At 66.0% G+C, this 17,243-nt stretch carries 14 protein-coding genes; 10 read left to right on the top strand and 4 right to left on the bottom strand.

All coding sequences use genetic code 11. From position 1 onward, the window contains the following. Positions 1-4: 4 nt before the first annotated feature. A complete protein-coding gene (locus ORI27_RS03750; RefSeq protein WP_265995161.1) occupies positions 5-289 on the top strand; it encodes a hypothetical protein in 285 nt (94 codons plus the stop codon). Positions 290-393: 104 nt separating this feature from the next. Here the strand turns inward: ORI27_RS03750 and ORI27_RS03745 are convergent, their stop codons facing one another. From ORI27_RS03745 to ORI27_RS03730, 4 genes are all read right to left on the bottom strand, one after another. Continuing rightward, the gene (locus tag ORI27_RS03745) at positions 394-1,152 is read right to left on the bottom strand and encodes a DUF1906 domain-containing protein (protein WP_265995160.1); all 759 of its coding nucleotides are present in this window, start codon (positions 1,150-1,152) and stop codon (positions 394-396) included. Beyond that, positions 1,149-1,823: a L,D-transpeptidase family protein gene (locus ORI27_RS03740; protein WP_265995159.1), complete on the bottom strand. Its 675-nt coding sequence runs from the start codon at positions 1,821-1,823 to the stop codon at positions 1,149-1,151. The genes ORI27_RS03745 and ORI27_RS03740 overlap by 4 nt, the downstream gene beginning before the upstream one ends. A gap of 82 nt (positions 1,824-1,905) precedes the next feature. Continuing rightward, positions 1,906-4,257, bottom strand: a complete 2,352-nt coding sequence (locus ORI27_RS03735; protein ID WP_265995256.1) for an arylsulfatase — start codon at positions 4,255-4,257, stop codon at positions 1,906-1,908. An 11-nt stretch (positions 4,258-4,268) separates the two neighbouring features. Then, positions 4,269-4,700, bottom strand: a complete 432-nt coding sequence (locus ORI27_RS03730; RefSeq protein ID WP_265995158.1) for a hypothetical protein — start codon at positions 4,698-4,700, stop codon at positions 4,269-4,271. A 67-nt stretch (positions 4,701-4,767) separates the two neighbouring features. Between ORI27_RS03730 and ORI27_RS03725 the strand changes: the two genes are divergently transcribed. The 9 genes from ORI27_RS03725 to ORI27_RS03685 all read left to right on the top strand — a co-directional run bounded on the left by ORI27_RS03725 (position 4,768) and on the right by ORI27_RS03685 (position 17,186). After that, the gene (locus ORI27_RS03725; RefSeq protein WP_265995157.1) at positions 4,768-5,406 is read left to right on the top strand and encodes a TetR/AcrR family transcriptional regulator; all 639 of its coding nucleotides are present in this window, start codon (positions 4,768-4,770) and stop codon (positions 5,404-5,406) included. Between the two features lie 49 nt (positions 5,407-5,455). Continuing rightward, positions 5,456-6,064, top strand: coding sequence for a TetR-like C-terminal domain-containing protein (locus ORI27_RS03720; RefSeq protein WP_265995255.1), 609 nt, complete (start codon positions 5,456-5,458; stop codon positions 6,062-6,064). A gap of 123 nt (positions 6,065-6,187) precedes the next feature. Next, the gene (locus ORI27_RS03715) at positions 6,188-6,634 is read left to right on the top strand and encodes an MmpS family transport accessory protein (RefSeq protein WP_265995156.1); all 447 of its coding nucleotides are present in this window, start codon (positions 6,188-6,190) and stop codon (positions 6,632-6,634) included. Continuing rightward, positions 6,631-9,510, top strand: a complete 2,880-nt coding sequence (locus ORI27_RS03710; protein ID WP_265995155.1) for an MMPL/RND family transporter — start codon at positions 6,631-6,633, stop codon at positions 9,508-9,510. The genes ORI27_RS03715 and ORI27_RS03710 overlap by 4 nt, the downstream gene beginning before the upstream one ends. 144 nt (positions 9,511-9,654) lie before the next feature. Further along, entirely contained in the window at positions 9,655-10,122 is a 468-nt protein-coding gene (locus ORI27_RS03705) for a hypothetical protein (RefSeq protein WP_265995154.1), read from the top strand. A 241-nt stretch (positions 10,123-10,363) separates the two neighbouring features. Beyond that, positions 10,364-11,941, top strand: coding sequence for a threonine/serine exporter family protein (locus ORI27_RS03700; protein ID WP_265995153.1), 1,578 nt, complete (start codon positions 10,364-10,366; stop codon positions 11,939-11,941). 157 nt (positions 11,942-12,098) lie between these two features. Continuing rightward, on the top strand, positions 12,099-13,475 hold the full coding sequence (locus tag ORI27_RS03695; protein WP_265995152.1) for an MFS transporter: 1,377 nt from the start codon (positions 12,099-12,101) through the stop codon (positions 13,473-13,475). Between the two features lie 36 nt (positions 13,476-13,511). Beyond that, positions 13,512-14,624 (top strand): sulfite oxidase, encoded by a 1,113-nt coding sequence (locus ORI27_RS03690; protein WP_265995151.1) that lies wholly within the window; start codon positions 13,512-13,514, stop codon positions 14,622-14,624. Positions 14,625-14,645: 21 nt separating this feature from the next. Further along, positions 14,646-17,186 (top strand): DEAD/DEAH box helicase, encoded by a 2,541-nt coding sequence (locus ORI27_RS03685; protein ID WP_265995150.1) that lies wholly within the window; start codon positions 14,646-14,648, stop codon positions 17,184-17,186. Positions 17,187-17,243: the final 57 nt, after the last annotated feature.

Below are 17,243 nucleotides of genomic sequence, written 5' to 3'. Positions count from 1 at the left end.
TTCCGTGAAGGTCGCAAAGGCCGGCCTGGTCGCAATGCTGCTGGAGGCCGGTGAGGAGAACGCCGCTGTGTTGTTGGCCCGCTCCACGCTGCCCGATGAGCTCGACACCGAGCGCGACCTCGACGTCCTGCTCACCTTCGGACTGGAGCCTGAGCAGGTCGACGAGGTGGCGCGGATGACGATCGGCGAGATCGAGCCCGACGACGTGAACACCCGGCGCCGCCGTGACGCCATGGACAAGGCCGTCTCTCGGCGCTGGGCCGATCTGGTGGACCGCTGGCTGACCTAGGCGGTGGGTTCACCGGGAGTGGGGGATATCGGTGAGATTTTTGCAAGTTTCGACGACGACCCCCACGGTCGGCGTGCACAGGGTGAGGACAACGTTCAAGGACGTCAACGGGCCAGATCCCACTGACCGAAGTCGGGGGCCAGCACGTCGTCCACGTCGACGTGGACGCCGTCGATGACCGCTCCGGGATCGGAGGCGGTCACCACCTCGGTCTGAAACAGCACCGCGGCGGGCTCTCGGGCACCGCCAGACCAGGCCTTGGTCTGCCAGGCCCAGCGATATCCCGGCGTGCTGGAGTGCCCGACGACGCCGTCATCGATCGCCCAGCGGCATTGGCGAGCACCACCGTAAATGCCGGTCCGCTCGGCGCCGAGCACCGAGTTGATACCCCGAAACCACTCGATCGCGGTGGTCTTCCAGGCCTCTGAGCCGATGTCCTCGTCGACGCTGAAGAAGATCGGCGCGGAATCCGGGCCGCCCGCCGCACCGTGGAGGCGAAGGGCGGTCTGCGCATCGGCGACGCCGCCGTCGTAACCACGGGTGAAGTCCGACGGCGTCGGCCAACCTGGTTTGCCGAACTGGTAGCAGCTGACGACGTGCAGGCCCGCTGCGATCAAGCCGTCGGCGTAGTCACGGGTGACCGGCTTGAAATCGAAGGTGGCGCCCGGACGCAACTCGGACACGTACACCAACGCCCCGTCGTAGCCCGCGGCTTTGATCTGTTCGGGCGCGACCAGTCGCTCGGCGAAGTCGATCAGCCGCAGGCCGTCGGCGGAGGCCCTCGGTGCTCCGAGGACCGCCGCGCCGGCGAACGTCGCCAGGGCGAATCTGAAGACGTCGCGCCGGGACGCCGCCGGCGTCATGACCGGGCCGGAATCAGCGACGGGTCTCCCACACCGATGGTGATCTGCGGATTCGCGGCGGGGTCGAGCCAGTTCAGGATCGACCGCATCTCGTCGCGCCCGATGGCGACGCATCCCCAGGTGGGATTGCCGTCGGTGACATGCAGGAAGATTCCGGCGACCTTGCCCGGGATCCGCTGCGGATTGGAGGTGATGTTGACCGCGTAGTCGTAGACCGGACCTGAGTCGTAGAGGTTCTCGGCGATCCCCGACGGTTTCTGCGGGCTGCGCACATGGGTGTTGTACGTCGGTGACTTGGCGTCCTCGTCCCACCAATCCTGGTTGGTGGCCTGGAAATACGGCATCTTGGTGCCGGGATCGGGCTGCCGGCCGAAGGCCTGGTCGAAGCCGAAGGTGCCCTCGGGAGTGCGGTAGACACCGTCGGCGGGCGCTCCGACTCCGAGCTCACCCACCTTGGCCGGGGTGGGGCCCAATACCGCCTTCCAGTCCTGCCCGACCCGCTGGAAGGCGGTGAGCGTGCCGGTGGTCGCGCTGGCGGCGGGCACGCCGACGACGATCCACTGCGAAGGCTGGGCTGTGGGCTCGGCCACCGCGGTCGCGGCGAGCGGAATGCTCAGCAGCACCGCGCCGGCGCGCGCCGCTACTGTCGCCAGCTTCTTGAACGTGTTCACACAGCACCCCGGGGTATCGGACTCAGCTCAGAGCAGGTTCATGGTAACCGCGTCCAGCGGGCCTACCGGGTAGCGAAGCGCCTCAATCGTGGCTGTAGCCCAATTCGACGATGACTTCGTGATGGTGCGCAGCGGCATCGGAGAAGTCGACCGTTACGTGCTCGACCACGCCGCCGCGCAGGGGATTGGGCGAGGCGTAGTCAGCCGACACCGAATAGCCGACACTGCGACCGGCCGAAAGCGCCTGCAGCGGATCGAGAACCGGCATCCGCATTCCGGAAAACGTTGCGACCTCGCGATCATCAACCGTCAGCACCAAATCGCCAACGACTTCGAGCGGCCTTGTGCCCGAACCCGTCCGGGTGAACTCGACGCCGAATACACAACGCCCCAACCGGATCGGGTCGGTCGATCTGAGGGCCTGCTCCTCGCCCCCGATGTTGCCGACGTAGTGCAACCGGCCACCGGCGAGGTAGAGCGCGTGACCCCCCGATCGGTCGCCTTGGGAGAAGATCACGCCCTCAGCATCGGTGCTGTCGATCGCCACCGGCGCCCGAAGCGTGAAGCTGCGGCCACCGACCAGCCCGCTCATCGGGGTGCGGCCGGCGGGCGTGTCGGGGTAGAACTGAACGTGCCGGGGCGCGTCTGCTGCGTTGACCATCCCTCGGGTGACGAGCTCGGCCACGCTCAGGTCGTTCAGTGGATACCCATTGCAGCGCAGCGCCTCCTGGTGCCACAGGGCCTTGAGTTCGTCGAGTGTGTCGGGATGCTCGGCGGCGAGGTCACGGATCTGGCTGCGATCGGTCTCGATGCGGAACAATTCCCAGCGGTCCTCGCCGAACCTCGACCAGCCCGGGCGTCCGAGTGTCGCCGAGGTCGGCGGGTGCACAGCGCTGGCGAACCAACCGTCATGCCAGATTCCGCGGGTACCCATCATGGAATAGAACTGGGTGTGTTTGTCGCTGGGCGTGTCCGAGTCACGCAGTGCCGCGGCACAACTCACCCCGTCCAGCGGTTCCTGGACGATGCCCTTGACGAGTTCGGGCGGATCGATCCCGAGCAGGTCGTAGACCGTGGGCGTGATATCGCTGACGTGGACGTAGTGGTCGCGGACCTCACCGCGAGACGTCAGTCCGCGCGGCCAGGACAGCACGCACGGGTCGGCGATGCCGCCCTCGTGGGAGGCGTACCGCTTGAACAACTTGTAGGGCGTGTTGAACGCCATCGCCCATCCGTTCGAGTAGTTCATTTTGGTTCCCGGGCCGCCGAATTCGTCGTACCGATCCGCGGTCGGAGGCGCATCGACGCCACCGCGCATCGGGGTGAACTCGTCGAGGGTTCCCGACGGCCCGCCCTCGCCGCTGGCACCGTTGTCTGACATGGCGATGACGATCGTGTTGTCCAGCTGCCCGGTCTGTTCCAGATAGTCCAGGATCCGGCCGATCTGAGCATCGGTATAGCTGAGGAATCCGGCGAACACCTCGGCCATCCGGCAGGACACCCGCTTCTCGTCGTCGGACAGCGAATCCCAGGGCGTCACGGTGTCGTGCTCGGGCCAGGGCAGGCCCGCCGCGCTGGTGCATTCCGTGTAGGGATTCATCGGGGACAGCTCGGTGTCGTCGGGCAGCAGACCGAGTGCCTTCTGATTGGCCAGGGCGATGTCGCGATAGCGCTCGTAGCCCATGTCGAACCGGCCGCGGTACTTGTCGGCCCATTCGGTGTCGACCTGGTGGGGTGAGTGGCCCGCGCCGGGGCAGAGGTACATGAACCACGGCTTGTCGGGGGCCGCCGCCCGGTGGTCACGCAGGAACCCGATCGCGTTGTCGGCGAGGTCTTTTGACAGGTGGTACCCCTGCTCCGGTGTCGCCGGCGGGTCGATCGGGCGGCTGTCGGTGACCAGGCTCGGATACCACTGGTCGGTCATGCCGTCCAGGAATCCGTAGTAGCGGTCGAAGCCCCGGCTCAGCGGCCAGTACCGCCTGGACCCCGCCGCATGGCAATCCTCGGGCGGCGTCAGATGCCACTTGCCCACGGCGTAGGTCGACCATCCCCGCTCGGCCAGGACTTCCGACATCAGGGCGGTCTGAGCGGGGATGCGCCCGTTCTGTCCGGGATAGCCCTCGGCCAGGTTCACCACCGAGGACACCCCGACCGTGGTGGGGTTGCGTCCGGTCAGCAGGGCCGCCCGCGTCGGCGAACACAATGCCGTCGTGTGGAATTGGGTCAGCCGGATTCCGTGGTCGGCGATGCGCCTCATGTTCGGCATCTCGACCAGTCCGCCGAAACAGTCCCACGTCGCGATTCCGGTGTCGTCCCACAACAGGTAGAGGACGTTCGGCGCCCCCTCCGGTGCCGTCGCCCCCCGGTACGGGCCCCAGTCCGGGACGGAATCCCGGATGTCCTCGGCGATCTTGCCCTGGAACTCCACAGCGATGTCCTCCTGCGCTAGACGGCCGCGACCGCGGCGTTGGTGGTATCGGGTTCGGCTGGTGCCCCGTTGATCAACCACGGGTGAATGAGCGGACCGACCACAGCCACAACGGCCGCAATGCCGAGGCCGACCCAGAGATCGACGTTGGAGACCGAGTTCTCCAGCGCGAGGCCCGCCGCCACGGCCATCGCCACGAGTGCCATCTTGGCCATCAGAAACCTGCCGATCGGATGATGCGCGACGGGTCGGCCCAGACGGGCCGCCCACCACCGTACGGCCGTGGCCACCGTCATGACGATGGCCATCAGCGCAACCAGTCTCAGCGCGTGCTCCCACGGCGAACTCGTCCCCTGGGCCAGCCACAGAGTGCCGAACTTGATGCCGACGACCAGGTATCCCGTGCGGATCAGTGCCTCACGTGGGATCCGCAGACCGAAAACTGTCATAACTGACAGATTAGGGGAACGTGTCAGTCCTGACAACTTTTCTCGCGAGCGGTGTCATAGTTCTGATATGGCTACCGGCCTCGGCAAACGCGAGGAACACAAGATCGCGACCCGGCACGCCATCCAATCCGCGGCCGATGCCCTTTTCGACTCGCGCGGCTACGCGGACACCACGATCAGGGACATCGCCGACGCCGCGGGCGTGACCGAGCGGACGTTTTTCCGCTACTTCTCCGGCAAGGAATCCCTGCTGGTCCGCGATATCGAGGAGATGCTGCCGATCCTGGGTGCGGATATCAGGCGGCGCCCGGCGGGGGAAGATCCGCTGGACGCCGTCGAGAAGTCCTTCCTGAGCATGTTCGACCGGCTGCGCGAAACCCGCCCCAACCTGTCATGGCTGTTTCACGACGGACCGCCTGGGCCCAAGCTTGCGAAGTCGACGCCCGGACTGCTGCTGCAGTTCGAGCAGGAGATCATCGACGCACTGGTCGACCGCATGGGCCGCGACGAACATCAACCCCGCTCGGAATTCGCCGCCCAGGTGCTCGCCCGCTGCGCGGTGGCGGCTCTGCGCAGCGCCGGAATCAGGTACTGGCAGCTGGGCCAGGGTTCCGATGAGCGCCCGAGCGAGGTCGAACTGATCAGGGAGGCTTTCGCCGTCTTGCGGGGCAGCGAGAACCGCCAACCACCGGTGCGCGGCGGGTGAACAGGCCGGCCAACAGTACTGTCCTGGACCGTACCGCCACCTCGGCTCTATTGTGGGCGCTGTGACCCGGATTGTTGACTACGCCGCAGAGGCCTCCCCGTGGTCGCCGCGCGAGGCCGAATTGCTGGCCGCCACGCTGGAACTACTCCAGGAGCACGGGTATGAGCGGCTGACCGTGGACGCGGTCGCGGCGACGGCCAAAGCCAGCAAGGCGACGGTGTACCGGCGCTGGCCGTCGAAGGGTGAGCTGGTGCTCGCCGCCTTCATCGAAGGTATTCGCTGCGTGGCGGTTCCCCCCGAGACCGGGACGCTGCGGGACGACTTGCTCCACCTCGGCAAGGTGATCGCCGAGCAGGTCGGACAGCATTCGGCCACCATCCGCGCGGTGCTGATGGAGGTGTCCCGGGACCCCGCGCTGCGCGACGCGATGCAGCATCAATTCCTCGATCAGCGCAAAGCGTTGATGGAAACGATCCTGCGGCAGGCCGTCGACCGGGGTGAGATCGAGGCCGCGGCGATCAGCGATGACCTCTGGGACCTGATGCCCGGCTATCTGATCTTCCGCTCGATCGTGCCGAACCGGCCCCCGACGCAGGCGACCGTCCGGACCCTCGTCGACAACGTGCTCATCCCCAGCCTCACTCGGCGAATCGACTAGGCGAAGTGTTGCCCACGACAGTCCAGTACCGTACCGTACCGCCTAGGTGATCGGCCTCGGCTGACCCGAAAGAAGTCTTACCCGCCCAGATTTTCGCGACGCAGGTTATCGAAAGGCTAACGGGTGCATAGGTTTCCGATCGGAGCTCTGATCCAGCGGGGGTGGATGCTGGTGGTCACGGTGGCGGTGGTCGCCGCCGCGGGATTCGCCGTCTCCAGGCTGCACGCTGTGTTCGGCGCTCGTCACCCCACCTCGACCGGTGGCGCCCTTGCCGATGAGATCGTCCCGTTCAACCCCAAGCGAGTCGTCGTCGAGGTTTTCGGCCCGCCGGGCACCACCGCGACCATCACGTACACCGACGTGAACGCCCAGCCGCAACGCGCCGACGCCGTATCGCTGCCCTGGTCCTATGACACCACCACCGCGCAACCAGCGGTCTTCGTCAACGTCTCGGCCCAGAGGGACAGTGACTCGCTCGGCTGCAGAATCAGCATCGACGGCGTCGTCAAAGACGAAAGATCGGTCAACACGATGAACGCCCACACCTACTGCCTGGACAAGTCGGGATGAGCGACCAACAGGTCTCCGACCAGACGTGGACGCACCGGGTCGCACGGTTGTGCCGCCGGCTGTGCATACCGATCGTGCTGTTCTGGTTGGTCATCACCGTCGTCACCAACGCTCTGGTTCCGCAATTGGAGGTGGTGGGTGAGGCCCACAACGTCGCGCTGAGCTCACCCGACTCGCCGTCGCTGCAGGCGTTCCAGCGGATCGGGAAGGTGTTCGGGGAGTTCGACTCCGACAGCGCGGCCATGATCGTGATCGAGGGCGATCAACCGCTGGGAGCCGCCGCGCACCAGTACTACGACACCTTGCTCCAACGGATCGAGGCCGACCACAAGCACGTCCAGCACGTCCAGGACTTCTGGGGAGACCCGCTGACGGCGGCGGGCTCGCAGAGCCCCGACGGCAAAGCGGCCTACGTTCAGGTGTTCCTTGCCGGTAATCAGGGCGAGGCGCTGTCACTGGAGTCGGTCGACGCGGTCCGCGAGATCGTCGCCCACACACCAGCGCCGCCCGGCGTCAAGGCGTACGTCACCGGTGCTGCAGCGCAAGTGGCTGACCAGTTCGAAACGGGCGACAAGGGCACGACCAAGGTCACCTTGCTGACCATCGTGGTGATCGCGATCATGTTGCTGCTCGTCTACCGATCACTGGTCACCATGGTGCTGATGCTGATCACCGTCCTGATCGAAATGTCCGCGGCCCGAGGGATAGTGGCGTGGCTGGCCAACTCGGGATTCATCGGACTCTCGACGTACTCGACCAATATCCTCACGCTTCTGGTCATCGCCGCCGGCACGGACTACGCGATCTTCCTCGTCGGTCGCTATCACGAAGAGCGCGCCGCGGGCGTCGACCGCCAGACCGCGTTCTACGACACCTACCGGGGCACCTCACACGTCATCCTGGGTTCGGGCTTGACGATCATCGGCGCGGTCTACTGCTTGAATTTCACCCGTAACTCCTACTTCCAGAGTCTCGGCACCCCGGCCGCCATCGGGGTGTTCATCGCGCTTTTGGCCGCGTTGACCCTGGCCCCCGCCGTGCTGACCATCGGCAGTCACTTCGGGCTGATGGACCCCAAACACCGGGCGAAGACCCGCGGCTGGCGGCGGATCGGCACCGCCGTCGTCCGCTGGCCCGGGCCGATTCTCGTCGTCTCACTCGCGATCGCCCTGATCGGTCTACTCGCCCTGCCCGGCTACAAGACTAGTTATGACGTCGGTACCTACATGCCGGCCGATGCTCCGTCCAACGTCGGCTACACGGCCGCCGAGCGACACTTCTCCAAGGCCCGGCTCAATCCCGAACTGCTGATGATCGAGACCGATCACGATCTCCGGAATCCGACCGACATGATCCTGCTGGAAAGGGTCGCCAAGGCCGTCTTCCACACACCCGGCATCGCGATGGTCCAATCCATCACGCGCCCACTGGGAACCCCGCTGGACCACAGTTCGATCCCGTTCCAGATCAGCGCGGGCAGCCTGGGACAGATCAACAGCCTGCCTTTCCAGCAGGCCCGCGCAGCCGACCTGATCAAACAGGTGGGCGAGATCGACAAGTCGATCAACATCCTGCGACAGCAGTACGCTCTGCAGCAGCAGAGCTCGGCCGCCACCCACGAGCAGGTCGAGGCGTTCCACAGAACCGTCGAGGTGGCCCAGGATCTACGTAACAAGATCGCCAACTTCGACGACTTCTTCCGGCCGCTGCGCAACTACTTCTACTGGGAGCCGCACTGTTTCGACATTCCGGCCTGCGCGGCGTTCCGGTCGGTCTTCGACGCGCTGGACGGTATCGATGCTCTCACCGACCAGTTGGCCAATGTCACAGCGAGTTTGGACAAGCTGGATGCACTACAGCCGAAACTGCTGGCCCTGATCCCCCAGCAGATCGACAGCCAGCAGACCAACCGCGACCTGACGATGACGAACTACGCCACCCAGTCGGGCATCTACGATCAAACCGCGGCGGCGCTGGAGAACGCGACCGCTCTCGGCGCGGCGTTCGACGCCGCCAAGACGGATGACTCTTTCTATATACCGCCAGAAGCCTTCGACAACTCCGAGTTTCAGCGCGGCCTGCGGCTGTTCCTCTCACCCGACGGCAAAGCCGCCCGGATGATCATCACTCACGATGTCGATCCCGCTACACCCGAAGGTCTTTCGCATATCGAGGCGATCCGGCACTCCGCGCAGGAGGCGATCAAGGGGACCCCGCTGGCGGGATCGAGCATCTACATCGGCGGTACCGCGTCCACCTACAAAGACATCGCCGACATGGCCAAGTACGACCTGATGATCGCCGGGATCGCCGCACTGAGTCTGATCCTGCTCATCATGATGTTCATCACCCGCAGCATCGTCGCCGCATTGGTCATCGTCGGCACGGTGGCGCTGTCGCTGGGCGCCTCGTTCGGATTGTCGGTGCTGGTCTGGCAGTACCTGTTCGGCATGCCCTTGTACTGGGTCGTGTTGGCTTTGGCCGTGATCCTGCTGCTGGCTGTGGGATCGGATTACAACCTGCTGCTGATATCGCGATTCAAAGAGGAGATCGGCGCCGGCCTCAACACCGGCATCATCCGGGCTATGGCCAGCACCGGCGGCGTCGTCACCGCCGCAGGGCTGGTGTTCGCCTTCACGATGGCGTCATTCATCTTCAGCGATCTTCTGGTGCTCGGTCAGATCGGCACCACCATCGGCCTGGGCCTGCTGTTCGACACCCTGATCGTGCGCTCGTTCATGACGCCGTCGATCGCCGCACTGTTGGGGCGGTGGTTCTGGTGGCCCCTGCGCGTGCGGCCCCGCCCGGCAAGTTCGATGCTGCGGCCCTACGGTCCCCGCCCGGCGGTGCGCCAACTGTTGCTGTGGGAAGACTGACACGCAGTCCGTTCTCGGCAAAGCACATCGTTTTCACACCGATATCTAAGTTTGCCCCACTTGCAACACGGGTAACTTTGGTAACAGATGCCGATGTCTCGGCATCGCAGTTACCAGCGAGAAAGAGTCGAATGGATCACCCCTATGAACACAGTTCTCTACTTCAGCACCCGCGGCCCCGTCTATGAAACCCGCGCCTACACTCAGGCCGATATCAATCAGCTCGTCTCGAACCACCAGCTTCACTGCCTGACCAGTGCGGACCGGCAGTTCGACTTCTGGTTCAGCCCGTCGACGGCCGCATGCCAGCGTCACATCAATGAATGCGCAACTGAATTGCTTTTGGCAACAACCAATTTCACAGCGAAGTCGGTACCCCTGCTGCCTGGCTCGATCGTCGTCGCCACCCACGACTCCCGCGGTGATCTCGATGGACTGAGTTGGCAACAGCTCGATCTCCTGGTGCGCCGGAACCGCTCGCTGACCAACCGCGACCTGCGCGTCCTCGGCCGCAGGATTCAGCGTCACGATCGGCGTCAGGCACGTCGGGCACCGGCGGCCCCGACCGCAGCCCTGCGTGCCGCGGGGCGCCGCACGCCGGTCCCGCACTGAGTGCATCCGATTCTTCGCGGGCCCGATGCCGGCCGCCGTCGTCGGGATGCGGGCAACCCCGGGCCGTCCGTCGCTGATTCCCGCGCATCGGGCAAGCTCACGGCGGAAAAGGAGACGAACATCTGCCACGGACCGGCGCACACCGGCTGCGGTTTTCAAACGCGTTGCTGTGGTTGTTATTTCGTACGTTCGCGCGCTAGACGATCACGTTGACGCAGCGGATCTCGGTATCGTCGACTAGATGGCATCGGATCGGTCGGACTGGCCGGCGCGCCGGCGCGGGCTGAATTTCAGTCTGCGAGGCCGCCGTGATCCGGCGTCCGGTGCCGGTCAGCGCAGTCGAGTTTCGGCCAGTCTGGGCGACCGCCACACCCGCAGGGTCCTGGACCTCACGATCCGGCTTGCCGAAGTGATGTTGTCGTCGGGCTCGGGCACCGCCGACGTCGTCGCCACCGCACAAGACGTGGCGCAGGCCTACCAGCTGACGGATTGCGTGGTCGACGTACTCGTCACCACGATCTTCGTCTCGGCGCTGCCGACGGCCGACAGTCCGCCGGTCACCATCGTGCGGTCGGTACAGGCCCGGTCGACCGACTACACCCGGCTGGCCGAACTCGATGCGCTGGTCCGGCGCATCACCTCCGGCGGTGTCTCGGTTGACGAAGCCCACGAGGCCATGGACGAATTGACCGAACGGCCGCACCCCTACCCTCGCTGGGTCGCGACCGCGGGATGGGCGGGCTTCGCTCTCGGTATTGCGATGATGCTGGGCGGGACTTGGCTGACCTGCGTACTGGCCGCCGTCTCCTCAGCCCTGATCGACCGGGTCGGCCGGCTGCTGAATCGCGCCGGTACCCCGTTCTTCTTTCAGCAGACCGTGGGTGCTCTGATCGCCACCCTCGTCGCGATCGCGGCCTATCTGTTCGCCGGCCAGGGACCCACGGCGCTGGTGGCCACCGGGATCGTGATGTTGCTGTCGGGTATGACGCTCGTCGGCTCGGTGCAAGACGCCTTGACCGGCTACATGCTCACCGCGGTGGCCCGACTCGGCGACGTCCTGTTCCTGACCGCCGGAATCGTGGTGGGCATCCTCGCCGGGCTGCAGGTTGCCTCGGTCGCAGGCATCGAAATCGAACTCCACGTCGACGCCACCGAATCGTTCGTGATCCCGAATCAGCCGCTGGCGATTCTGCTGGCGGTCACGGGCGCGGGTCTGGCCGGGGCATGCCTGACCATTGCCAGCTATGCGCGCCCGCGCGCGGTGATCACCGCGGGCCTCGTCGCCGGTCTCGCCGAACTGGTGTTGATCGGCCTGGGGAATGCCCGCTTCGGTCAAGTGGTCGCCACCGGTACCGCAGCGGCCGGCGTCGGCTTGCTGGCCACCTTCCTCTCGATCCGGCAGCAGGCGCCCGCCCTGGTGACGGCGACCGCCGGGATCACGCCGATGCTGCCCGGTATGGCCGTCTTCCGATCGGTGTTCTACCTGGCCGTCGACAACAACTACGCCGGCGGGACGGCGCAGGCCTTGGCGGCGGCGGCCACAGCGCTGGCGATCGGGGCCGGGGCGGTGCTGGGTGAATTGCTCGGCTCGCCGTTGCGTTATCGCGCGGGCCGGTTCGGTGAGTTCTTCCGGGTCGACGGGCCGCCCGGGCTTCGACGAGCCGTGGGTCGTGTGGTCCGGTTGCGGCCGGCCGACGAACGCCCCGCCAAGCGGGGACCCCACCAGCGCTCGTGGAGCGTGCCCCTGGAACCCACCCCGGCCGACGAGAAAGACCCGCCGTCGCCCCGGCAGTACAGTGCGGCGTCCGACGCGCAGTAATACCTACTGCTCAGCAATGGTTGTCGCATCGCAATGATCGATGGACGGCAGTCGTGATTCGAACATTGTCCTTGTGAAGGGTTTTCGTGACTGCGAAACTGGGAAACCGCTGAACGCGGCGCAAGCTGCGACATCCGTCTACCCAAGGAGGTTCGGCGTGGACGCCGGAGATCCCCGACCGCCCGCCGCCGACAAGGAGCCCCCGCCGGGGGTGCTCAAAAAGGCCATTGCCGCTTCGGCCATCGGCAACGCCACGGAATGGTTCGACTACGGCATCTACGCCTATGGCGTCACCTACATATCCGCGGCGATATTCCCCGGTGACACCCAGCAGGCCACCCTTTTGGCGCTGATGACGTTCGCGGTGTCCTTCCTGGTGAGGCCGCTCGGTGGATTCGTGTGGGGTCCACTCGGTGACCGCCTTGGCCGGAAAAGCGTACTGGCGGTGACGATTCTGCTGATGGCGGGTTCGACATTCTTCGTCGGTTTGGTCCCGACCTACGCCGCCATCGGCATGTGGGCGCCGTTCCTGCTCGTCTTGCTGCGGATGATTCAAGGCTTCTCCACCGGCGGCGAGTACGGTGGCGCGGCCACGTTCATGGCCGAGTACGCCCCGAGTCGGCGACGCGGGATGCTGGGCAGCTTCCTCGAATTCGGCACGCTGGCCGGGTTCTCCGTCGGTGCGCTGCTGATGCTGGGCTGTTCACTGGCGCTCGGCGACGACCAGATGCAGGCGTGGGGCTGGCGGCTTCCGTTCCTGGTCGCCGCGCCGCTCGGCATGGTCGGCGTCTACCTGCGGTCACGGCTGTCGGACACCCCGGTGTTCCGGGAACTCGAAGCCAAGGGCGAAGCCGAACACGACACCAGCACGGAGTTCCGCGACCTGCTCACCCGGTATTGGCGACCCATCCTGCAACTCGGCGGCATGGTCGTCGCACTGAACGTCGTCAACTACACGCTGCTGAGCTACATGCCGACCTACCTGGAGAACGAAATCGGGCTCTCGGCCGACCAGTCTCTGATGGTGCCGATCATCGGCATGCTGTCGATGATGTTCTTCGTCCCCTTCGCCGGCCTGCTGTCCGACCGGGTGGGACGCAAGCCGCTGTGGTGGTTTTCCCTGATCGGCCTGTTCGTCGCTGGCGTACCGATGTTTCTGTTGATGGGCACCGGCTGGGCCGGAGCGGTGATCGGGTTCGCGGTGCTGGGACTGCTCTACGTGCCGCAGCTGGCGACGATCTCGGCGACCTTCCCGGCGATGTTCCCCACCCAGGTCCGGTATGCCGGGTTCGCGATCGCCTACAACGTGTCGACGTCCCTGTTCGGCGGCACCGCGCCGGCGGTCAACGACTGGCTGACCACCAGCACCGGCGACGTGCTGATTCCGGCGTATTACATGATGGGCGCCTGCCTGATCGGTGCGATCGCCCTGATCAAGGTGCCCGAGACGACCCGTTGCCCACTCAATGGCACCGTCACGCCGGGCACCGAAGACGCCCCACCCCCGGTGGCCTACGAGAAGGTGGCCGCCTGACCGGGGTGGTGGCGTGCAACGCGGGATAATGGCGCGATGCCAGGTGCTCACCGATCAGGGTTGGTCAAGCCGACACCACCGGAGTTGATGGAAGACACCGGGTCGGGCCTGGACTACGGGACCCGCCCGGACCGAATGGCCGGCGAACTCGTCGGCGCCGACCGCTTCTTCGTACGTAGTCACGCCCCCACACCGGCCATCGACACCACCGGGTGGACGCTGCACATCGATGGCAGCGGTGTGCGGCATCCGGTTTCGTTCGATTATCACGATCTGCGCGGGGCATTCCCGATCACATCCGTTGTCCGCACCATTGAGTGCGCGGGGAATCGCCGCGTGGAGTTCGGGCGGGAGGTCGGCCGGGTGTTCGACGGGACCCAGTGGGGGCGCACCGCCATCGGAACCGCCGAATGGACGGGCGTTCGGTTGCGGGATCTCCTGGAGCCTGCCGGCATCACAGCGGACGCGCGCGAGGTCATGCCCGAATCGCTTGATGCGATCCGCGCCCGCCGTCCACTACCGCTGGCCAAAGCACTGGCCGACGACACCATCGTCGCGTGGGCGATGAACGGCGAGGAGCTACCACCCGACCACGGTTTCCCGGCACGATTGGTCGTTTCGGGGTGGCTCGGAGCGGCGAGCATCAAATGGCTCGGCCGGATCGAGGTGGCCACGAGCCACCTCGAAGTTCCCTGGAATACCGTCGATTACGTGATGATCGGACCGAACTATCCGCCAGAGGGTGGTGCGGCTCGCGGCCCGGCGATCACCGAACCGGCGTTGTCCAGCCTGGTGGAGTTGCCCTGGCCGGCGCAGCTGCCTTCGGGCTCGCACATCGTTCGCGGTCGGGCGTTCGCCGGCGAGGCCACGATCAGTCGGGTGGAGTATCGGGTCGACGACCAACACTGGGAGCCGGCGACGATCACATCCGCCGGCGGTCCCGGCGTTTGGGCGCGATGGCAGTTCCGTTGGGACGCCTCGCCGGGAGAGCACGTTCTGCGCGTGCGAGCCGCCGATGATCGCGGTCGCGTTCAACCAGATTCCACTCCATGGAATGAGCTGGGCTACATGCACCAGTCGGTGCTCGCGCATCCGATCTCAGTCACCGTCGAAGCCGGAGCGGCCCAAGGTCTGATCGATCCGGCTTGACTAGGCTGGCCCGGTATCCACATGACTGCTTCCGCGCCCCTTCTCGCCGATCCGGATGACCTGTCGTCGGTGCGGGCGATGGGCGGCGACGCCGACCGCCTCTTCGCCGCATTCGCCGGCTGGGCCGAGGCCAACGGCACTCCGCTGTACCCGGCGCAGGAGGAGGCGCTGATCGAATTGGTCAGTGGCGCCAACGTCGTCCTCGCGACACCGACCGGATCCGGAAAATCGTTGGTGGCCACCGGGGCGCTGTATGCGGCGCTGGCCGCCGGGCGGCGCAGCTACTACACGGCACCGATCAAGGCGCTGGTCAGCGAGAAGTTCTTCGCGCTGTGCGCGGTGTTCGGCGCCGCCAACGTCGGGATGCTCACCGGCGACGCCGCCGTCAACGCCGACGCCCCGATCATCACCTGCACCGCGGAGATCCTGGCCAATGTCGCGCTGCGCGAAGGTGCCGATGCCCCGATCGGCCTGGTGGTGATGGACGAGTTCCACTTCTACGGCGATCCCGACCGGGGTTGGGCGTGGCAGGTACCGCTGATCGAGTTGTCCAAGGCGCAGTTCCTGTTGATGTCGGCGACCCTCGGCGACGTCACCTTCCTGCGTGCGGACCTCACCCGCCGGACCGGCAGAGCGACGGCTCTGGTGGCCGGCGCCGAGCGCCCCGTTCCGCTCTTCTACTCGTATGCGACCACACCCATGCATGAAACGATCGGTGACCTGTTGCAGACCAAGCAGGCCCCGATCTACGTCGTGCACTTCACCCAGGCCGCAGCACTGGAACGGGCGCAGGCCTTGATGAGCGTCAACGTGAGTACCAAGGACGAGAAGGCCGCGATCGCCGAGCACATCGGCGGCTTCCGGTTCTCCACCGCGTTCGGCTCGACGTTGTCGCGACTGGTCCGGCACGGCATCGGTGTACACCACGCCGGGATGCTGCCCAAGTACCGGCGGCTGGTCGAACAGCTGGCGCAGTCCGGACTGCTGACGGTGATCTGCGGAACGGACACCCTCGGGGTCGGGATCAACGTGCCGATCCGCACCGTCGTGTTCTCCGCATTGTCGAAGTACGACGGCACCCGTACGCGGCTGCTCAACGCACGGGAATTCCACCAGATCGCCGGGCGGGCAGGTCGAGCCGGCTACGACACCGTCGGCACCGTCGTCGTCCAGGCACCCGACCACGAGGTGGAGAACCTCAAACAATTCGCCAAGGTCGCCGACGACAAGAAGAAGCGTCGAAAGCTGGTGCGCCGCAAGGCACCCGAAGGCATGGTGCCGTGGAGTGAATCAACCATGACCCGACTGGTGGGGGCGGTCCCCGAACCGCTGACCAGCAACATGCGCGTGTCAACGGCGATGATCCTCGACGTCGTCGACCGTCCCGGTGACCCGTTTGTCGCGATGCGCCGGCTGCTGACGGACAACCACGAGCCGCGTAAGCGCCAGTTACGGCATATCCGGGAGGCCGTGGGCATCGCGCGCTCGCTGCTGCAGGCGGGGGTCCTCGAACGGCTCGACGAGCCCGCCCCCGACGGCCGGCGCTACCGATTGACCGTCGACCTGCCACCGGACTTCGCCCTGAACCAGCCGCTGTCGACTTTTGCACTGGCCGCTGTCAGCATGCTCGACCCAGACTCGGAATCCTTTGCCTTGGATGTCGTTTCGGTGATCGAGGCGACGCTCGAGGATCCGAGGCAGATCCTGGCGGCACAATTGAACAAGGCCAAGGGCGAAGCCGTCGCGGCGATGAAAGCCGAGGGCATCGAATACGACGAACGGATCGAGCTGCTCGATGACGTCAGCTACCCCAAGCCCCTTGACGATCTGCTGGGGTACGCATTCGAAACCTATCTGCACAGCAATCCCTGGGCCGCCGACGCCGCGCTGTCACCGAAATCGGTCGTCCGGGAGATGTGGGAGCGCGCCTTCACCTTCCGCGAGTTCGTCAGCGTCTACGGGCTGACCCGGTCCGAGGGTGCGGTATTGCGCTACCTGTCCGACGCATTCAAGGCCCTGCGCTCCTCGGTGCCGGCGGCCGCTCGGACCGAGGAGTTCACCGATATCGTCGAGTGGCTCGGTGAATTGGTGCGCCAGGTCGACTCGAGCCTGCTCGACGAATGGGAACAGCTCACCAGCCCCGACCAGCCGCATGACGTCCCGGTCGCGGTCCCGGCTCGCCCGCGGCCGCTGACCGGCAATGCCCGGGCGTTCACCGCGATGGTTCGTAACGCATTGTTCCGGCGGGTCGAGCTGTTCGCCCGGCGTCGCTGGGACGACCTGGGTGAGCTGGATGCCGGCTCCGGGTGGAGCGCTGATCGCTGGCAGGACGTCGGGCTCGAGTACTTCGCCGAGCACGACGACGTGGGTACCGGAGCCGATGCGCGGGGGCCGGCCCTGCTGATCATCGACCGCCGGCCCGATGTGTGGCGGGTGCGACAGATTCTCGACGATCCGGCCGGTGACCACGATTGGGGCTTCGAAGTGCAGGTCGACCTGGATGCCTCCGACGAGGCGGGTGTTCCCGTTCTGCACATCGTCGGCGTCGGTCGCCTGGACTGAGCGGGCACGAGCCCCGGTAGCGGCCTGAGCTGCGCCCGCACGATTAGAGGTTTTCCG

Source organism: Mycobacterium pinniadriaticum, from assembly GCF_026242045.1.
In the GTDB taxonomy this organism is placed as follows: Bacteria; Actinomycetota; Actinomycetes; order Mycobacteriales; family Mycobacteriaceae; genus Mycobacterium; species Mycobacterium pinniadriaticum.
This window is presented reverse-complemented; position numbering and strand designations above follow the sequence as displayed.